The sequence below is a fragment of the Clostridium budayi genome, from assembly GCF_055396605.1.
In genome coordinates, this window is record NZ_AP042456.1 from 787,416 (window position 1) to 804,965 (window position 17,550).

Genomic DNA, 17,550 nt, shown 5'->3' on the forward strand with positions numbered 1-17,550 from the left:
AGGGAAGGTTTATATGAAGCTTAGAAGTAGAAGATATAGACTTAAAGAGAGTGATGCATCTTATTGGCCTTCTTTTGTAGATATAATGACAGCTGCAGTTTTGATATTCTTCTTTATAATGTTAATATCTATGGCTATATCATCACAATTTGTGGATAATATTTCAGAAAAGAGGGAGAAAATATATAACTCAATTCAAGATAATTTAGATAAGAATAATGTTGATAAAAATATTATGCACTTTGATAGAAATGAAGGAAAGATGGTTATTAGTACAGAGACATTTTTTGATACAGATAAGTGGATTTTAAAAAAAGATGGTGATGATCTTGCCAAAAAGCTTAATAATATTTTTTTATCGCTTTTAAATGAAGAAGAAATACGAGATGAAATAGAATATATAGAAATTGTAGGTCATACTGATTATGCAGGAGATACTATATCAAATAGAAAATTGTCAACAGAAAGAGCTATGAGTTTCTTAAATGCTATGATGCCAAAGGATAGTGAACTTGAGAACAGTTATGGAGGAAAATTTAAAGCTTCAGGAATGTCAGAGTTTGAGACTAATAAAAACAAAAAAGATAGAGATAGAAAAGAATATACTAAAACTGATATGGAAGAGACGAAAGATCAAAGAAAAATAGAAATAAAGATGACATTTTCAAATAAAGATTTAGAAGAGGCTATAAAGTCAAAAATTAATAAATAGAGGGGAGGAGGGTAACTTACTTTGGAAGCATTATATATTAAAAAAAGTGAAGAAAACTTAATAAAAAAGGTTGAGTCACTAAATAATGTAGATGAAATATTAGAGCTTATAGAGAAATCAATAATTTTATATAAATATAATTTATCAATGAAGACTTATATCAAGGTAATAAAAATATGCAAAGAAATAAATAGTAAAAGTATTAACTTAGCTTTATTTTGTGAAAGCTTAATAAAAGATAAGGCCATACTTCTTAATTTAGTTATTGATCCAGTAAAACAAATGTATAAGAAGGGCATTGTAACTGAGAATACAAAAGATGTAATTAATATTTTAGAACTCACAATGTCTAGTGATAAGGAACTTAGTAAGGTATTAATGAAACCAAAAATAAAGCTTGGAATAATAGATAATGAATTTACAGAAGAATTTATAGAAAGGTATAAAAAAGCATTTAATAAAAATCAATTTAATAAAACAATAGATATAATTTTAGAGAGTAAAAATGTTAAATATAACTATGAATTAATAAATGTTATATTTTATTACTACAAAAAGCATAGTGATATAAAAGCATTAATTAGAGTATTTAGGGAACTTAAGAATAAGGATATTGATTTTATAAAGTATGGAATAACTTTAAAAGAAAGAATTTTATTAATTAAAGCGTACAAAAAAGATAGGTTGATTGATTTTAATGAACTTATAGAGTACACAGGGGATTTTTATAAAAAGAGTGTTTATATAAGAAGTGCTTTTATAGAGATATTTGAAGAAAAACTTACAGAAGGAAGTAAAGATACAAATGAATTTATATATTTACATTATGAGGATATACTAAAGTATTTATCAAACTATAGCAAAATAATATATAAAGCTTATATGCATGAAGTGTTTAATCTATCAAGAAGAGATAATTTAAAAAGAATTTTAGTAATTGAAAATTATTTAAATAATATAAAAGGAACTATTAAAACTTCAAAGAAAATAGAATTAATGGAAAGAATAATAAATTACTATATAAATACAGGTAATGAAAATAAATATATGGAATACATTAAATATTATTTTAAAAATATTGCATCAGAAGATTCAGGAGACTTATTTAGAAGAATACTTCAAAGTAATAAAAGAGATAAAAATTTTCTGGCTAACTTTTTAATGAAAAATGGATTAGGTTTATTTAAAGATCTAAACATAAGAGAATATGAGTATGAAATGCTAAGTCTGTTAAGTAAAAATATTTTGAAGCTAAGGGAATATGAATTATTAAAAATAATATTACTAAGATATTCAAGATTACAAAATTTAAGCAATATAGCAAAAGAAAAAGGTATGGATTTAGTTACTAAATCAAATGAAAGTATAAATTCAATGAAAGCAGTAATTAAAAATTGTAACAAAATAAGTGAGGAAATATATAATAAAGGAATAATACCAATATACGATAGTTTACCTATTAATGAAAAAAAGAATCTATATAGCATTTTAATAATTAGAAAAGATTTGCCTATGGATTTTAGAGAAAAAAATTACGAAATAATAAAAGATAGAGAAAACGATAAGTTCATAATAGAGCAGTTTTTAAGTGGTAATCATATAAGCTATCTTAGTAAGGAACTTGCACTAAAAGAATATTTTGAAGATGATTTTAAGTTTTTGAGTATAGCATCTATAGGTAGAAATAATGAAAGAACAAGAAAAATAATATTAGAAAAAATATCTAGGAAATTTTTAAAAGATAAAAAGTATGTAAGAAATATTATTTTAGCTATTAAGGAAAGAGATAGGGAACTTAGGTTTATTTTAGAATGTATTGAAAACTATTTTAATTATGAAAATGAGATAGAAAAAAGAGTTGTATTTGAGAGGTTTAAAATTTGTGATAGAAAATATGGCGAAGTTTGTGATAAAGTTAGGGTTAAAGAAATTTTCACTAAGGAAGAACGCTCTGGATATCTTTTTAAGAATGACGGAGTTTTAAAACTAATAAAAAAATATTTAAATGAAAATAAAATAAGTTATGATGAAATTGAGAGCAAAATACTAATTATAAAAGAAAATATATTAAATAAAACAACTAAAGATAAGAGAAGTTTAAATTTATTAGATATATTAAATTTAATAAAGCTTGAACAAGATTTAGTGCTAAAGGGTACAATAATAACCAATTTAAAAATAGAGGAACTTGTATTTATAAATGATGTAGTATTTATAAAAAACTTAGAAAAGATAAGTAAATATAAAAAAGAATTAAGCAATGAAAAAGATATTATAAAAATAATGAAATATTATTTAGGTAATATAGAATTTGATAATGAATTATTAAAGAATGAAGTAATAGAAAAAATAATAAAAAATGATAGAATAGAAACTTATATTGAACTTAAAAATAGTATAAAAGAAATAATAAATAAAAAAGATAATTTAAATGACAGTGAATTTAAGGAATATAAATATGCTAAATATTTAGAGGACTTTAATATATTAAATGATAGTTTTAAAGAAAGAGTTATTTATTTAATATTAAAAAAGAAAGATATAAGAAAAGTAAGTAAAGAAATAATGATAGATTATGACTTCGAGAGTACTTTAAAAAATAATAATCAGTATTTAGATAAGTATATTAGTTATTTAATAGAGTGTTTTAATTATCACTATTTTGATTTAAGTAAATTTAAACTTAGAGAATTATACGAAAAAATAATAAATTTAATAAAAGATAATAGAGAAGATTCTTTATTAAAAAAATATATTAAAGATAATCAAAACTCATTTATAGAACTGTTTATTAATGCTCCATCTAAATGCAAGTATAAAAGTATTGAAATTTTTCTAGAGGCAGAGAGTTTAAATATAATAGAAGATAGAAAATATTTAAAAAGTAAATTAGCCTAAATTTTTATAGTATAATAAATTTATAAATTAAAAGATTATAAATTTATAACAGTAATTAAAAATAGAAAATACACTTTAGGAGAATTTATGAAACAAATACAGATAGATTATTGTGGAAAAACAATAAATATTACTCTTATTAGAAAAAAGGTTAAAAATATAAACCTTAGAGTTAAGATAAGTGGTGAAGTTATAGTTACTGCAAATAATAGAGTAAGTGAAGAAAAGATAATTAATTTTGTTCAAAGTAAGAGCGAGTTTATAATAAAGCATTTAGAAAGATTTAAAGATATAAGAGAAAAAGCTTTGGAGGATGAGAAGAATAGACTAGATAATAACAAAATAAAATACTTAGGAAAATTATACAATGTTAAATTCCAAGATAAAAATAAAACCGAAAAAGAAAAAATATTAAATGATACGATTATATTTTATATTAAAAATATAGATAATGAAAAAGATAAAGAAAAGATAATAAACAGTTGGTATAGAGATAGATGCTTAGAAATTTTTAATAAATGTTATATTGATACATTTAAAAAGTTTAAAAAATACAATATAAAAGAAGTAAGCATAGTAGTTAGAAAAATGAAAAGTAAATGGGGATCATGTATGCCATTTAAAAGAAAAATAACTTTAAATAGTGAACTTATTAAAGTTCCTTATGAGTGTATTGAATTTGTTATGGCACATGAGTTAGCTCATCTAGTAGAACCAAATCATAGTAAAGATTTTTATAAAGTACTAGATGATGTAATGAAAGATTGGAAATATAGAAAAGAAATAATAGACAAGGTTTATTTAAAATAATAAACTTTGTCTTTTTTATATATAAAGCATAGAAAATTTACAATTTGTTAGTTAAATGATTAAATTTATAAGTGATAATAAGTTTAATAGAAATAACTACTCTTTATAGAGTAAATGAATTTATACTATTATGATTTTATTGAATAACTAGAACAAAAGAAAAAGGATGGAAAATATGGAACAAAAAAATGAAGATATTAAAAGAGTAAAAAGAGTTGAAAGAAGAAAAAATAAAAGAAGTAAATTTCCGCAAACAGTACTTACAGTAGTAATTGCAGCTGTAGTTTTATTTGCTGCATATGCATTAGTAAAGTTATAAAATTTATAATAAAATTTAAACTTTAAAAATTAATTTTTATAAGTTTATTACTATATAGTTATAACTATTTCTTATGTGAAAATTTTATGTTAATATATAAAATTTCTCGTGTTTTATGATAAATAATATATATAATAAAGCTATAGGAATATAGATATTAGGGGTGAAGAAAATGAGAAATTTTAATAAAAAAATATTGGCAGTTTTAACTGTTTTAGTATTTTCTTTTGCATTAATTGGTTGTACAAATAGTGTAGTTAAAAATTCATTAGATAGTGCAAAAGAAGATATTAACAAAGGAGATTATAATAAAGCACAGGATGATCTTCAAATTGTTTTAGATCAAGATAGTAATAATAAGGAAGCACAAGATTTAATGAATATAGTATCAGATTATTTAGGTGCTGTAGATCATTTTAATTCGAGAGAATATGATGCAGCTCAAGCTGAATTAGACAAGCTTCCTAAAGATTATGTAGACTGCGGAATTAAAGACAATGTAGTAAATTTAAAAAATGAAATAGTATATCAAAAGGCTAAAGCTAAAGCTGTTGATGGATTTATAAATACTGCTCAAAAATTAGTAGATAAGAAAAAGTATAAAGAAGCAGAAGCTGAAATAAAAATGATAGATGTTAATTCACCATCAAAAGAACAACTAGAAAAAATAAATAAATTGAATAAAATAATTCAAAACAACAAAAAATAGAAATGCAATATAAATAAAAATTTAATATATGCTTTTTAAAGCAAATAAGCCAATTAAAACAGGGAAAGAGAGTTAGTATATTTATAATCATTTAAGCAGACGAAAAATATATCTTAATATTTTTAAAGTGCTTGTACAAATGATAAAATGTGCTGACTCTCTTTTTTATAAGTTAATTTAATAAAATATAAACTGCCTTGATTAAGTTTTATTAATTAAGCCTTATAAATGATGTATCATCACTAAAGATATTTGAAGTAAATTTAAGAATTAGACCTTCTGCATCCTTTTCTTCTTCAAATACTAATTCACCAGTTATGGATTTCCCAGGAGATAACTTACCATTAGATAAATTTTTAATGCCACCTAACTTTAATTTATGACAAGATTTAAAAATTCCATCTTTTCCTTTTAGATAAAAATCAAAAGGATTATAAGAAACAATGGAATCTCCAATATTTTCAATAGTTATATTTAAAATTATATATTCATTATTTTCTTTTGGTTTATCACTTAGAAATTCATCATCTTTTTTTATGCTGTTTATAGTAATCTTAGCATCTCTTGATATAACTTCATCTCCGATTTTATATAGTGTGTTTTCTTTTAACTTTTTACTTAGTTCTTTTTTTGAAGGAATGTTATTTAAATAATCATTAGCTGAAATGGTGTTAGGTGGTGGAATAAGTATGTAACATACTTTAATTATAAGAAAGCTTAAAAATAAAAATAGAATCCATCTAATTTTTGTTGATCTTTCAAGGTCGTTTTGCATAAGTATATCCCCCTTAAAAATATATGTAGAAATATTTATTTGATATTCTTTATAAGACATTATATGTAGAGAAATAAGATTTAATAATTAAAAAATAAGTATAAAATATGTTATGAAACTTTAAGCAATATATTAAATAAATTAGTAAAAAAATATATTAATCATTTTCTATGATAAACTTAAAAATATATGTATCATGTAATTTAATATGTGTGAGTAGGAGATGACATAAGATGAATTTTGAGATTAATGAATTATTAAAGGAAATAATAAATCAGAGTGAATGTATAGATAATAATAAAAAGATAAATCTTTTAGAAAAGGTTAAATATAATGGAGTAAAAAGTATTGAAGCATCTAAAATAATAGATGGTATATTAAACTATGGAGTAGCTTTAGAAAGAGAGAATCTTAAAGATTTACCTGATGTAGATTGCAAGAAATTAAACACTGCACTTTTTCTTATTTTAAAATATTATAAAAATATGGATAAAGAAACTTTTTTTGATTCATTAGAATTAATGATAAATATAAATATAGATTCAATAGAAGGCGGTTTAATAGAAAATGATATAAATGCACCGATTACTGCTATTATAGATATTTTAGAAGACTATGTTTTTGGATCAAATCCAGATGATAAAGATGTAGTACTTTCAAAAGATGAAATAGAACTTTATAAGGTGAATATTAATTATGGAGTAGATAGAATAAAAGAGCAAAATAGAGATTTTTTAGATATATATTAAATAAGCGGTAGATAGATATGTGATTCTTCTGTTAATTTTTTGGTGAATTTGTTATAATAATTAATGAGATGTTAATGATTTTGATACTTATTAGTACATAATTACCTCATAGAAATTACAAGGGGAAGAACTAAAGATGAAGTTAAATAGAAAACTAGTGCTAGTATTTTTAGCGACATTAGTTATTTGTTCATTCTGTGGATGTAGTAAAAAGAGCGAAACAAACACTTCTACAGAGACGATTGATTCAAAGGGGGATACTCATAATAACAAAGATGTAATTAATGAGATTAATATTCAAAGTGAATCAAAATAATTAAATTTTATATTTATTATCATAAGGTACTGTAATTAAATTTATAGTATCTTTTTATTTTATATAAGTTTATAAAAATAGGGGCTGTCTCAAAACCATAATTATCTAATAGAATTATAGAAAAAGCTGAATGAAATAAGCAGGATAAGAAAAAAAGTATTCTAACCTGCTTATTATTTTTCACACAGCATTTGTAATGTTCGTAAAGTATAAGTTAAATGAAAGAAGGCTGTCTATTTTGAGACAGCCCCCATAATATAGTTATATTTTACAAACAGTTTCTCTTTTTACAATATGATTATTTAAAATAATTCTTTTACTAAATTCATTATTGCAATTAATTTTTTCAAGTAGAAGCATAGAAGCGTTGCTACCAAGTAAAGCCATATTTTGATCTATTGTAGTTAGCTTAGGCTCAATTAATTTACTTAATAAAATATTATCATATCCAATTACAGATATATCATTTGGGACATTTAAGTCTAATTTTTTACAAGCATTAATAACTCCAAGGGCCATAAGATCATTACAAGCAAAAATAGCAGTTATATCTTTTCTATCATTTAAAATATCGATTAATTTATTAGTTGTATTATCAACAGTTTCTATAATATTTCCTTCACCTATATTTATAATATTTTTATATGAAAAATTATTTATATCATTCATAAATTCAATATAAGCAGTTTCCTTAATATCATATGAGTAACTATTTTCACCTCTAATAAATAAAATATTTTTATGATTATTTTCTAATAAATAATTTAAAGAAATTAAAGCACCTTCTTTTTCATCATTAGAAACTGAAGATATATTTGAAATATTATTGTACCCATTTATAAACGTAATTGGTATTTTGTTTGAAATTCCATCGTAAAATCCTGATTTAACGTTATTAGTATTTGGAGTTACAATAATTATTCCAGAAACATTTCTAGAAATTAAGTTTTGTACTGAAGATATTTCATCTTCTTCATTACCATTAGAACAACAAAGAATAATTGAATATCCATGTTCTTTTAAAGATTTTTCAATAGAGTTTACTACATCTGTAAAGAACATATTATTTATACTTGGTACTATAACACCTATAGTAGTACTTTTTTGTTTAGTAAATTCTTTAGCTTGCATACTTGGTATATAATTTAATTCTTTTATTGTTTTTAAAACTTTAGCTTTTGTTTCTGCTTTAACTGGATAGTTACCGTTCATGACTCTAGAAACAGTAGCAACTGATACGCCACACTTCCTAGCTACATCTGCTATAGTTAATTTCATTTAATAATCCACCTTATAATATATTTATAAATTTATCAAAAGCTTTATCTCCCTGAGGATTACGTTTAAATACGCCAGAATGAGATATTGCTTCTAAAAATTTAATTCCGACTTCCTTCCTTAATATATCATCAATGGAATTATCAGTAAACATAGTGTATTTATTTCTAATAGTTTTATACCAATCAGCATGTTTTTCTATTACTTCATTATTTGATATATCTTGAACATTATTTAAAAGATTTTCTTTTATAAGCGTAAGTTCTTCTTTAAGTCTTGCAGGTAAAACAGCAAGTCCCATAACTTCTATAAGTCCTATATTTTCTTTCTTTATATGGTGGACTTCATTGTGAGGATGGAATATACCAAGAGGGTATTCATCTGTAGTTCTATTATTTCTTAAAACTAAATCTACTTCGTAATTTCCATCTTTAAATCTAGCAATAGGAGTTATAGTATTATGAGGTTCTCCATTTGTAGAAGATAGGATGTCTACTGACTCATCACTATAATTTCTCCATGTTTTTAGTATATGATCGCATAAATCTATTACTTTATCTTTAGAAGTACCACTTACTCTTATAACAGACATTGGCCATTTTACACGTCCTAAATTAACATCTTCAAAAGACTTAATTTTAAAACTCTTTTCAATAGGGGCTAAGTCCATAGCAAATGTGTAATTACCACCTTGATAGTGATCGTGAGCTAATATAGACCCTCCAACTATAGGTAAATCAGCATTAGACCCAATAAAATAATGTGGGAAAATATCAACAAAATCTAATAAGTTTTTAAATGTGTCTTTTGATATTTTCATTGGAGAATGTTCTCCATTTAATACAATACAATGCTCATTGTAATAAGTATAAGGAGAGTATTGTAAAAACCACTTAGAATTATTAAGGGTTAATGGAATAATTCTATGATTTTGTCTTGCTGGATGATTTAAGTTACCATAAAAACCTTCATTTTCTTTACATAAAAGGCATTTAGGATAAGCATGTGATTTCAAAGCTTTTGATTTAATAATATCTTTTGGGTCTTTTTCAGGCTTTGAAAGATTTATTGTTATATCTAAATCTCCATATTCTGTAGAAGCTTTCCACACAATATTCTTATCTATTCTACTTTTTCTTATATAATTAGATGCTATGCTAAGGTCATAGTAATATTCAGTTGCCTTCTTTGGAGATATAGAGTAATTTTCTTTAAATTTAGAAATAACTTCTGAAGGTCTTGGCATAAGACAATTCATAACTTTAGTGTCAAATAAATCACGCTCAGTTATAGTATCATCAATAATATTTTCTGATACAGCATAGTCTAAAATATTATTTAATATAGAAGAAGGCTCAGAAAGTTCTTCATTAATTTCTTCTTTTTTAAAATTAGATAAATTTAATAAACCAAGAAGCATATTAGTTGAGTATATAACATCTAAGTCATCAATAAGTTTTTTATTAAGTGCAAAATTTATAAGTCTATTTATTTCATGATTTATCATATATATATTCCTCCCTAATCTTCAAAACCATTAGGATTATTTTTGTGCCATGTCCATGCTGTTTTTATTATATTTTCAATATTTGTATAAGCTGGTTCCCAGTTAAGCAGCTTTTTAGCTTTTTCACTTGAAGCAATAAGAACTGCAGGATCACCAGCACGTCTTTTATCCATTACTACTGGAATATCAAAGTTTGTAACTTTCTTTGAAGCTTCTATAATTTCTTTTACAGTAAATCCTGTTCCGTTTCCTAAATTAAATATTGTACTTTCATTACCATCTTTTAAATATTTTAATGCCTTTATATGAGCAGCAGCTAAATCAATTACATGTATATAGTCACGAATACATGTACCATCGTGTGTTTTATAATCATCTCCATAAACACTTATTGAATCACGTTTATGAAGAGGAACTCTAAGAACAAGTGGAATAAGATGAGTTTCAGTTAGATGATCTTCGCCTAAAGTACCATCTTCTAAAGCACCTGCAACATTGAAATATCTAAGAGATACATAATTTATTCCATATGCTAAGTTAAACCACTTCATCATTTTTTCCATCATTAATTTTGATTCACCATAAGGGTTTGTTGGGTTAGTATCATCATCTTCAGTTATAGGTATTTTCTTTGGCTCTCCATATACTGCAGCAGTAGAAGAGAAGACTATATTTTTAACCTCATGTTTAACCATTGTTTGAAGAAGAACTTGCATACCATAAACGTTATTATCAAAGTAAATCATAGGATTTACCATACTTTCTCCAACTAATGAATTAGCAGCAAAATGAATTACTGAATCTATATTATTTTCTGAGAATACTTTATCTAAAAATTCTTTATCTCTTATATCACCTTCATAAAATTTTGCATCTTTATGAATTGCTTTTTTATGACCAGTTTGAAGATTATCAACAATAATTATATCCTTAGTTTCTTTCATAAGTTCGTGAACTGTATGAGATCCGATATATCCTGCACCACCACATACTAAAATAGACATATAGTTACCTCCTAAAAATTAAATAATTTTTTAGCACCATCTGAAATGTTTGCAATATAGAAGCTTGGTTCATAGCCTATGATTTCAGAGTATAGTTCTTTTACATTAGATGTGAAAGAATCTACATATTCTTCTTTAACGATACTAACAGTACAGCCTCCAAAACCAGCACCAGTCATACGAGAACCAATAACTCCATCTTGTTTTAAAGCTACATCTACTAATGTGTCTAGTTCTTTTCCTGTAACTTCATAGTCATCTCTTAATGAGTTATGTGATTCAATCATAAGTTTTCCAAATAACTCTAAATCGTTATTTTCTAATGCAGAAACTGCGTTAAGTGTTCTTTCATTTTCTGTTACTGCATGTTTCGCTCTTTTTTTATCTATGTCATTAGTTATAAATTGTGATAGCTTGTTAAATTCTTCTGTATTAAGACTACAAAGAGAGTTAATATCTGAGTGTTCTTTTAATTCATTTAAAGCTCTTTCACATTCACTTCTTCTTTCATTATATTTTGAATCAGCTAGTCCACGTTTTTTGTTAGTGTTTGCTATAACTATTTTATGTCCATCCATATTTATTAAATTGTATTTGTATTCTAAAGTATCACAATTTAAAAGTATTGCATTATTTTCTTTTCCCATACCAACAGCAAACTGATCCATTATTCCACAGTTTACTCCAATAAATTTATTTTCAGCTTCTTGAGACATTTTAACCATATCAATCATGTCAATATTTAAATCAAATGTATCATTTAAAATTACAGCTGTTAAAACTTCAAGTGATGCAGAAGAAGAAAGTCCAGCACCATTTGGTATATTACCGTAAATTAATATATCGAATCCATGAAGTAATTTAAATCCATGATCAGTGAATGTTTTCATTACTCCTTTTGGATAGTTTGCCCAATCATCTTTTTTATCAAATATAAGTTCATCTAAAGAAAATTCAATTGTACCAATTTCTTTGAAATTTAAAGAACTAAGACGAATCTTATTATCTTGTCTATTTTTAACTAAAGCATAAGTTCCAAAGGAAAGAGCACAAGGAAATACATTTCCACCATTATAATCTGTATGCTCACCAATTAAATTAACTCTACCTGGAGAGAAGTAAGCACTTTCTGGTTCAGTATTAAATATTTTTATAAAATCCTCTTTTAAAGATCTTGCAATATCTTGATTTGACATATCAAATCCCCCTTTTATAAATTCCATATTTTAAAAGTTACTACACTTAAATAGTAACCGATTACTATAATAAAGTAAATAGTTTGTTGTAAAAAAGTTTATAAAAAATAGAAAGCGATTTCTGTAATGAAAATTTATAAAAGAGAGTAGAATTTCGATATAATTGTGAAGAATTTTATATGGAAAATAAAGTAAGTAAAAATTATAATGAAAACGTAATCAAAAATAATTGTTAAAAATTCATTTATATGTGGAGGGATTAAGATGGTTAAAATTAAAAAGTTATTGGCAATAGCTATGGCGACTATGATGTTAGGGGGAGCGCTAGCTGGATGTAGTAGTTCAGGAGATAAGGCAGATGGTGGAGATTCAAGTAAGGCAGTAAAGGTAGGAGTTTGCTTATATAAATTCGATGATACTTATATTTCAACAGTACGTCAAAGTTTAGAAAAGATCCAAAAAGAAAATGAAGGTAAAGTTGAATTTACTTTCTATGATGGAAAAGGTGACCAAGCTACACAAAATGATAGTATTGATACATTATTAGAAAAAGATACAGATCTTTTAATGGTTAATTTAGTTGATACAGGAGCTGCACAATCTGTTATAGATAAAGTTAAAAAAGCTGATAAACCAGTTGTTTTATTCAATAGAGAACCAGCAACAGATACTATAAAAGCTTATGAAAAAGCAATGTTTGTTGGAACAAACGCTCAACAAGCTGGAGTATTACAAGGAGAAATTCTTGCAGATGCATGGAAAGCTAACAAAGATTTAGATAAAAATGGTGATGGAGTAATGCAATATGTAATGCTTAAAGGAGAACCAGATAATCCTGAAGCTATTGCAAGAACTAAATATTCAGTATCAACAATTAATGAAAAAGGAATTAAAACTAAAGAATTAGCAAACCAAGTTTGTAACTGGGACCAAGCTACAGCTCAAAATGCTATGGAAGCATGGTTCTCTAGATATGGTAATGAAATAGAAGTTGTTATTGCAAACAATGATGGTATGGCTCAAGGTGCTATAGCAGCATTACAAGCACAAGGTTATAACAATGGAGATGCTAAGAAAACTATTCCTGTAGTTGGAGTTGATGCTACATCAGCAGCTCAAGACCTTATTTCTAAAGGATTTATGACAGGTTCTGTTCTTCAAGATGCACCAGCAATGGCTGAAGCTCTTTATAAATGTGGTATGAACTTAGCAGAAGGTAAGAGTGCAATTGAAGGAACTGATTATAAATTTGATGATACAGAAGTATCAGTTCGTATACCATACAAACCATATACTAATAAATAGTTTTTAAATAAGAATATATTTTGATTTAAATAAGGGTTGTATTATGTCCAAGCCAGGATGTAATACAACCTAAAAATAAGCAGAAAAGTGGTGAAGCAAGGATTATGGGAAATTCAAAATATGTATTAGAAATGACTAACATATGCAAGAGCTTTCCAGGGGTAAAAGCTTTAGATAATGCTCAGCTTAAAGTAAGACCTGGCACTGTACATGCTCTAATGGGTGAAAATGGAGCAGGAAAATCAACGTTAATGAAATGTTTATTTGGAGTTTATATAGAAGATAGCGGAAAAATCTTAATTAATGGAGAGGAATGTAAGTTTTCTAATCCAAAGCAAGCAATGGAAAATGGTGTATCAATGGTACATCAAGAATTGAATCAAGTATTACAAAGAGATGTAATGGATAATATTTGGCTTGGAAGATATCCAAGTAAGAATGGAATTATAAGTCAGAAAATAATGTTCGAAGAAACTAAAAAGATTTTCGATGAATTAGAGATAGATGTAAATCCAAAGATAAAGATGGTTAAACTATCTGTTTCACAAAGACAAATGGTTGAAATAGCAAAAGCTGCTTCATACAATGCAAAGATACTAGTTCTTGATGAACCTACATCATCATTAACACAAGAAGAAGTTAAGCATCTTTTTAAAATAATAAATAAGCTTAAAGAAAAGGGATGCGGAATTATTTATATATCTCATAAGATGGAAGAAATACTTCAAATATCTGATGATGTAACAATTATGCGTGACGGAAAATGGATTGATACAATAGAAGCTAAGAATTTAACTACTGATAAAATTATAAAACTTATGGTTGGTCGTGATTTAGATAATAGATTCCCACCTAAAACTAATAAACCGGGTGAAGTTATATTAGAAGTTAAAAATCTTACAGGAGCATACCAACCATCTGTTAAAGATGCATCTTTTAAACTAAGAAAAGGAGAAATCCTTGGAGTTGCTGGACTTGTAGGATCAAAGAGAACAGAACTACTTGAAACTATCTTTGGAATTGCAAAGCATAGCGAAGGTAAAATATTACTTCATGGTAAGGAAATAAATAATAAAGATTCAAGAACAGCAATAAAAAATGGATTTGCCTTATTAACAGAAGAGCGTAGAGCTACCGGAATATTTGGTGGTCTAGACATAAAGTTTAATACAGTAATTGCTAGCATTGATAACTACAGCAAAAGGGGAGTATTAGACAATAAAAAAATGGTGGAAGACACTAAATGGGTAATTGATAGTATGAGAGTTAAAACTCCAAATCAAAAGGCACAGATAAAAAACCTATCTGGTGGTAATCAACAAAAAGTAATAATAGGAAGATGGCTGTTAACTCAACCAGAAATCCTATTGCTTGATGAGCCAACTAGAGGAATTGATGTTGGCGCTAAATACGAAATATATCAATTAATTATAGATCTAGCTAAGAAAGAAAAAGGAGTTATTGTTGTATCCTCTGAAATGCCAGAGTTACTTGGAATTTGCGATAGAATTTTAGTTATGTCAAATGGAAGAGTTGCTGGAATAGAAGATACAAATAAACTTGATCAAGAAAAGATTATGGAATTAGCTGCTAAATATATTTAGAATTGAGGTGTAACATATGGAAAAAACACAAATAAATAAAGAGAAATTAACTACGTTTTTAGTAAACTATGCGTTATATATAGTGCTTGCAATGATGATAGTATTCTTTGTAATTAAAGAACCATCATTTCTATCATTTAAAAATTTAACAAATATATTAAGTCAAGCATCAACACGTGGTATATTAGCACTTGGAGTTGCAGGACTTATAGTATTACAAGGAACTGACCTTTCAGCAGGACGTATACTAGGCTTTACTGCAATAGTTTCAGCTTCATTATTACAATCTACAACATATGTAGCAAGGATGTATCCAGATCTACAAGCATTACCTCTTATAGTACCTCTTATTGCTGCTATGTTAATTGGTGGACTTTTTGGAGCTATAAATGGATTTGGAGTAGCAAAACTTAAAGTTCATGCTTTCATAATAACATTAGGAACACAACTTATTGCTTATGGTGCATCATGTCTTTATATTGATAGACCACCACTTGGAGCACAACCAGTTGCAAACTTAGATGAAAGATATATAAACTTTGTAACAGGAAGTTTAAACCTTGGAGTAGTTGAAATACCATATTTAATATTCTATTTAGCAATTATAGCATTAATTATGTGGTTTATTTGGAACAAAACTAAGCTTGGTAAAAATATGTTTGCTATTGGTGGAAATCCAGAAGCTGCTGCAGTATCAGGTGTTAACTTAGCTAAAAACATTATGATAATATTTATAATTTCAGGTATCCTTTATGGAATTGCAGGATTCCTAGAAGCTGCAAGAGCTGGATCTACAACTACAAGTACAGGATTTAACTATGAGCTTGATGCAATATCAGCTTGTGTAGTTGGGGGAGTTTCATTTACAGGTGGTGTTGGTACAATACCTGGAGTACTTATAGGTACAGTTCTTCTTCAAGTTATAAACTACGGATTAAACTTTATAGGTGTTAATGCTTACTGGCAATTTATAATAAGAGGTTTAATTATAATAGTTGCAGTTTCACTTGATGTAAGAAAGTATCTAGCTAAGAAATAATTAGGAGTGTAGATTATGGACAATCTTAATGTAAATGAAAATTTATTAGAAAATAATGATACAGCAAATAAAGAGCCTAAGAGAAGTTTTAGAGATTGTATATATGGAAATATAGACATATCACTAGAAAGTATGGATAAATTTATTGTGGTGATAGTGTCATTACTATTTATATCTATAATTTTAGGAGTAATAGTTTAATATTGAAATTATATAAGGTGCTAAATTTATAGCACCTTTTTCTTTTTTTATGTAATTTATAAATAAAAAGTTAGAAGTATGTTTTATAAAATTTTTCACATATTCTAATGTTCTAATTAGTTGTTGTTATACAGGTTTTAAGGTTATATAAATAATGGGGAAATTAATCAGAAATAGTCGATTTATATAGAAAAATAAAAGTGTTTTATGTATGGAAAATGGATAATTATTACTAACTACAGCTTGTCTTAACCGTTGGAATAAGTAATAAATTAAAGAATGATAATTAAAAAAATTAACTACAAAAGATTGCGTTTATAAGATTTGATACTAATACTTTATTAGAAAAAGTATTTTCAAAAATATGAATAAACCAATCTAAATAAGAATTCAAATATTTCGTTGCGACTCCTCTAAATAGTGCAATCCATTTTTTTAGATTTATATGAAAAGAATTAGAAATTTCACGTAATTTATTTTCTTTAGAATTTGTACACTTTTGCATCTTCATTAAATCTCTATTAAGATTTTTTGCAATAGCTATAGCATATCTATCTAAAAAACCTATAACTTGAGAATTAAAATTTAATTTATTTTTTAGTAGTAAATAAGATGAGTTTTGATTCAGCAATTGCTTAGATACAATTTGAGAAAAAGAAGATTTTTTCTCATTTACACAAATTGAAACAAAAATTTTTCTCCTATAAGTAATGCTTTTAGATAAATTTCTTTTACCTTTAAAGCTTTCAAAGAAATGAATGTGTTTAAATCCAATATAACTATCTAGATATAGTTTACTATTACAAATTGGAAGTTTATTTAATATTTTATGTCTCCATTTAAAAGATGTATCTATAGATATGTTTAAATTTGAAGCACATTCTCGTATAGTTTTTCCAGAAAACATTAATTCACAATATTTATACCAGTGAGTAGTGGATTTCTTAGAATTATACCAAATAGAGTTAGTAGAATCTGAAAATGTCTTAGAGCAAGATGGATTTTTACATTTATATCTTTGGATTTTATTATATTTTCCATACTTTATAAAACTCGTATAGGAACAAAAAGGACATTTTTTAATCTCTTTCATAAATATTCACCTCATTAGATTATAGACAAAAAAAT

At 25.8% G+C, this 17,550-nt stretch carries 17 protein-coding genes; 11 read left to right on the forward strand and 6 right to left on the reverse strand.

The features are described 5' to 3' along the window. The first annotated feature begins 13 nt into the window (after positions 1–13). The 5 genes from ACZ5TJ_RS03615 to ACZ5TJ_RS03635 all read left to right on the forward strand — a co-directional run bounded on the left by ACZ5TJ_RS03615 (position 14) and on the right by ACZ5TJ_RS03635 (position 5,448). A complete protein-coding gene (locus ACZ5TJ_RS03615) occupies positions 14–712 on the forward strand; it encodes an OmpA/MotB family protein (RefSeq protein WP_464201360.1) in 699 nt (232 codons plus the stop codon). Positions 713–733: 21 nt separating this feature from the next. Further along, a complete protein-coding gene (locus tag ACZ5TJ_RS03620) occupies positions 734–3,610 on the forward strand; it encodes a hypothetical protein (protein ID WP_464201361.1) in 2,877 nt (958 codons plus the stop codon). Between the two features lie 87 nt (positions 3,611–3,697). Then, positions 3,698–4,420, forward strand: a complete 723-nt coding sequence (locus tag ACZ5TJ_RS03625; RefSeq protein ID WP_464201362.1) for a M48 family metallopeptidase — start codon at positions 3,698–3,700, stop codon at positions 4,418–4,420. Between the two features lie 175 nt (positions 4,421–4,595). Further along, entirely contained in the window at positions 4,596–4,739 is a 144-nt protein-coding gene (locus tag ACZ5TJ_RS03630; protein WP_464201364.1) for a hypothetical protein, read from the forward strand. Positions 4,740–4,911: 172 nt separating this feature from the next. Continuing rightward, positions 4,912–5,448, forward strand: a complete 537-nt coding sequence (locus ACZ5TJ_RS03635) for a hypothetical protein (protein ID WP_464201365.1) — start codon at positions 4,912–4,914, stop codon at positions 5,446–5,448. A 211-nt stretch (positions 5,449–5,659) separates the two neighbouring features. Here the strand turns inward: ACZ5TJ_RS03635 and ACZ5TJ_RS03640 are convergent, their stop codons facing one another. Continuing rightward, positions 5,660–6,223 carry a DUF4352 domain-containing protein gene (locus tag ACZ5TJ_RS03640; RefSeq protein ID WP_464201366.1) on the reverse strand — a complete coding sequence of 188 codons (564 nt, stop codon included), beginning with the start codon at positions 6,221–6,223 and terminating at the stop codon, positions 5,660–5,662. A 233-nt stretch (positions 6,224–6,456) separates the two neighbouring features. Between ACZ5TJ_RS03640 and ACZ5TJ_RS03645 the strand changes: the two genes are divergently transcribed. Next, positions 6,457–6,972: a hypothetical protein gene (locus ACZ5TJ_RS03645; RefSeq protein ID WP_464201368.1), complete on the forward strand. Its 516-nt coding sequence runs from the start codon at positions 6,457–6,459 to the stop codon at positions 6,970–6,972. 136 nt (positions 6,973–7,108) lie between these two features. Then, positions 7,109–7,288: a hypothetical protein gene (locus ACZ5TJ_RS03650; RefSeq protein ID WP_464201369.1), complete on the forward strand. Its 180-nt coding sequence runs from the start codon at positions 7,109–7,111 to the stop codon at positions 7,286–7,288. 261 nt (positions 7,289–7,549) lie between these two features. On the opposite strand, the gene ACZ5TJ_RS03655 is transcribed toward ACZ5TJ_RS03650, so the two are convergent. From ACZ5TJ_RS03655 to ACZ5TJ_RS03670, 4 genes are read right to left on the reverse strand one after another with little or no spacing between them, the layout of a single operon-like run. Then, a complete protein-coding gene (locus ACZ5TJ_RS03655) occupies positions 7,550–8,566 on the reverse strand; it encodes a LacI family DNA-binding transcriptional regulator (RefSeq protein ID WP_464201371.1) in 1,017 nt (338 codons plus the stop codon). 13 nt (positions 8,567–8,579) lie between these two features. Beyond that, positions 8,580–10,073 (reverse strand): UDP-glucose--hexose-1-phosphate uridylyltransferase, encoded by a 1,494-nt coding sequence (gene galT, locus ACZ5TJ_RS03660; RefSeq protein WP_464201373.1) that lies wholly within the window; start codon positions 10,071–10,073, stop codon positions 8,580–8,582. A gap of 14 nt (positions 10,074–10,087) precedes the next feature. Continuing rightward, a complete protein-coding gene (gene galE, locus ACZ5TJ_RS03665) occupies positions 10,088–11,077 on the reverse strand; it encodes a UDP-glucose 4-epimerase GalE (RefSeq protein ID WP_464201375.1) in 990 nt (329 codons plus the stop codon). An 11-nt stretch (positions 11,078–11,088) separates the two neighbouring features. Then, positions 11,089–12,273 carry a galactokinase gene (locus ACZ5TJ_RS03670; protein ID WP_464201377.1) on the reverse strand — a complete coding sequence of 395 codons (1,185 nt, stop codon included), beginning with the start codon at positions 12,271–12,273 and terminating at the stop codon, positions 11,089–11,091. 264 nt (positions 12,274–12,537) lie between these two features. Here ACZ5TJ_RS03670 and ACZ5TJ_RS03675 point away from each other — a divergent pair, with 264 nt between their 5' ends. The 4 genes from ACZ5TJ_RS03675 (at position 12,538) to ACZ5TJ_RS03690 (ending at position 16,422) form a co-directional block, all read left to right on the forward strand. Then, positions 12,538–13,578: a galactose ABC transporter substrate-binding protein gene (locus ACZ5TJ_RS03675; protein ID WP_464201378.1), complete on the forward strand. Its 1,041-nt coding sequence runs from the start codon at positions 12,538–12,540 to the stop codon at positions 13,576–13,578. Positions 13,579–13,682: 104 nt separating this feature from the next. Further along, complete coding sequence (gene mglA, locus ACZ5TJ_RS03680) at positions 13,683–15,182, forward strand: galactose/methyl galactoside ABC transporter ATP-binding protein MglA (RefSeq protein ID WP_464201379.1); 1,500 nt, start codon at positions 13,683–13,685, stop codon at positions 15,180–15,182. A gap of 16 nt (positions 15,183–15,198) precedes the next feature. Next, on the forward strand, positions 15,199–16,221 hold the full coding sequence (mglC, locus tag ACZ5TJ_RS03685; protein ID WP_464201381.1) for a galactose/methyl galactoside ABC transporter permease MglC: 1,023 nt from the start codon (positions 15,199–15,201) through the stop codon (positions 16,219–16,221). Between the two features lie 15 nt (positions 16,222–16,236). Beyond that, positions 16,237–16,422 carry a hypothetical protein gene (locus tag ACZ5TJ_RS03690; protein WP_055207305.1) on the forward strand — a complete coding sequence of 62 codons (186 nt, stop codon included), beginning with the start codon at positions 16,237–16,239 and terminating at the stop codon, positions 16,420–16,422. Positions 16,423–16,717: 295 nt separating this feature from the next. Here the strand turns inward: ACZ5TJ_RS03690 and ACZ5TJ_RS03695 are convergent, their stop codons facing one another. Beyond that, positions 16,718–17,515, reverse strand: coding sequence for a transposase (locus ACZ5TJ_RS03695; RefSeq protein WP_464201384.1), 798 nt, complete (start codon positions 17,513–17,515; stop codon positions 16,718–16,720). Positions 17,516–17,550 lie beyond the last annotated feature (35 nt).

What these genes read in the sequence shown, in the direction of transcription:
- ACZ5TJ_RS03615 (WP_464201360.1), top strand. Translation starts at nt 14, where the DNA reads ATGAAGCTTAGAAGTAGAAGATATAGACTTAAAGAGAGTGATGCATCT.
- ACZ5TJ_RS03625 (WP_464201362.1), top strand. Translation starts at nt 3,698, where the DNA reads ATGAAACAAATACAGATAGATTATTGTGGAAAAACAATAAATATTACT.
- ACZ5TJ_RS03630 (WP_464201364.1), top strand. Translation starts at nt 4,596, where the DNA reads ATGGAACAAAAAAATGAAGATATTAAAAGAGTAAAAAGAGTTGAAAGA.
- ACZ5TJ_RS03635 (WP_464201365.1), top strand. Translation starts at nt 4,912, where the DNA reads ATGAGAAATTTTAATAAAAAAATATTGGCAGTTTTAACTGTTTTAGTA.
- ACZ5TJ_RS03640 (WP_464201366.1), bottom strand. Translation starts at nt 6,223, where the DNA reads ATGCAAAACGACCTTGAAAGATCAACAAAAATTAGATGGATTCTATTT.
- ACZ5TJ_RS03645 (WP_464201368.1), top strand. Translation starts at nt 6,457, where the DNA reads ATGAATTTTGAGATTAATGAATTATTAAAGGAAATAATAAATCAGAGT.
- ACZ5TJ_RS03650 (WP_464201369.1), top strand. Translation starts at nt 7,109, where the DNA reads ATGAAGTTAAATAGAAAACTAGTGCTAGTATTTTTAGCGACATTAGTT.
- ACZ5TJ_RS03655 (WP_464201371.1), bottom strand. Translation starts at nt 8,566, where the DNA reads ATGAAATTAACTATAGCAGATGTAGCTAGGAAGTGTGGCGTATCAGTT.
- galT (WP_464201373.1), bottom strand. Translation starts at nt 10,073, where the DNA reads ATGATAAATCATGAAATAAATAGACTTATAAATTTTGCACTTAATAAA.
- galE (WP_464201375.1), bottom strand. Translation starts at nt 11,077, where the DNA reads ATGTCTATTTTAGTATGTGGTGGTGCAGGATATATCGGATCTCATACA.
- ACZ5TJ_RS03670 (WP_464201377.1), bottom strand. Translation starts at nt 12,273, where the DNA reads ATGTCAAATCAAGATATTGCAAGATCTTTAAAAGAGGATTTTATAAAA.
- ACZ5TJ_RS03675 (WP_464201378.1), top strand. Translation starts at nt 12,538, where the DNA reads ATGGTTAAAATTAAAAAGTTATTGGCAATAGCTATGGCGACTATGATG.
- mglA (WP_464201379.1), top strand. Translation starts at nt 13,683, where the DNA reads ATGGGAAATTCAAAATATGTATTAGAAATGACTAACATATGCAAGAGC.
- mglC (WP_464201381.1), top strand. Translation starts at nt 15,199, where the DNA reads ATGGAAAAAACACAAATAAATAAAGAGAAATTAACTACGTTTTTAGTA.
- ACZ5TJ_RS03690 (WP_055207305.1), top strand. Translation starts at nt 16,237, where the DNA reads ATGGACAATCTTAATGTAAATGAAAATTTATTAGAAAATAATGATACA.
- ACZ5TJ_RS03695 (WP_464201384.1), bottom strand. Translation starts at nt 17,515, where the DNA reads ATGAAAGAGATTAAAAAATGTCCTTTTTGTTCCTATACGAGTTTTATA.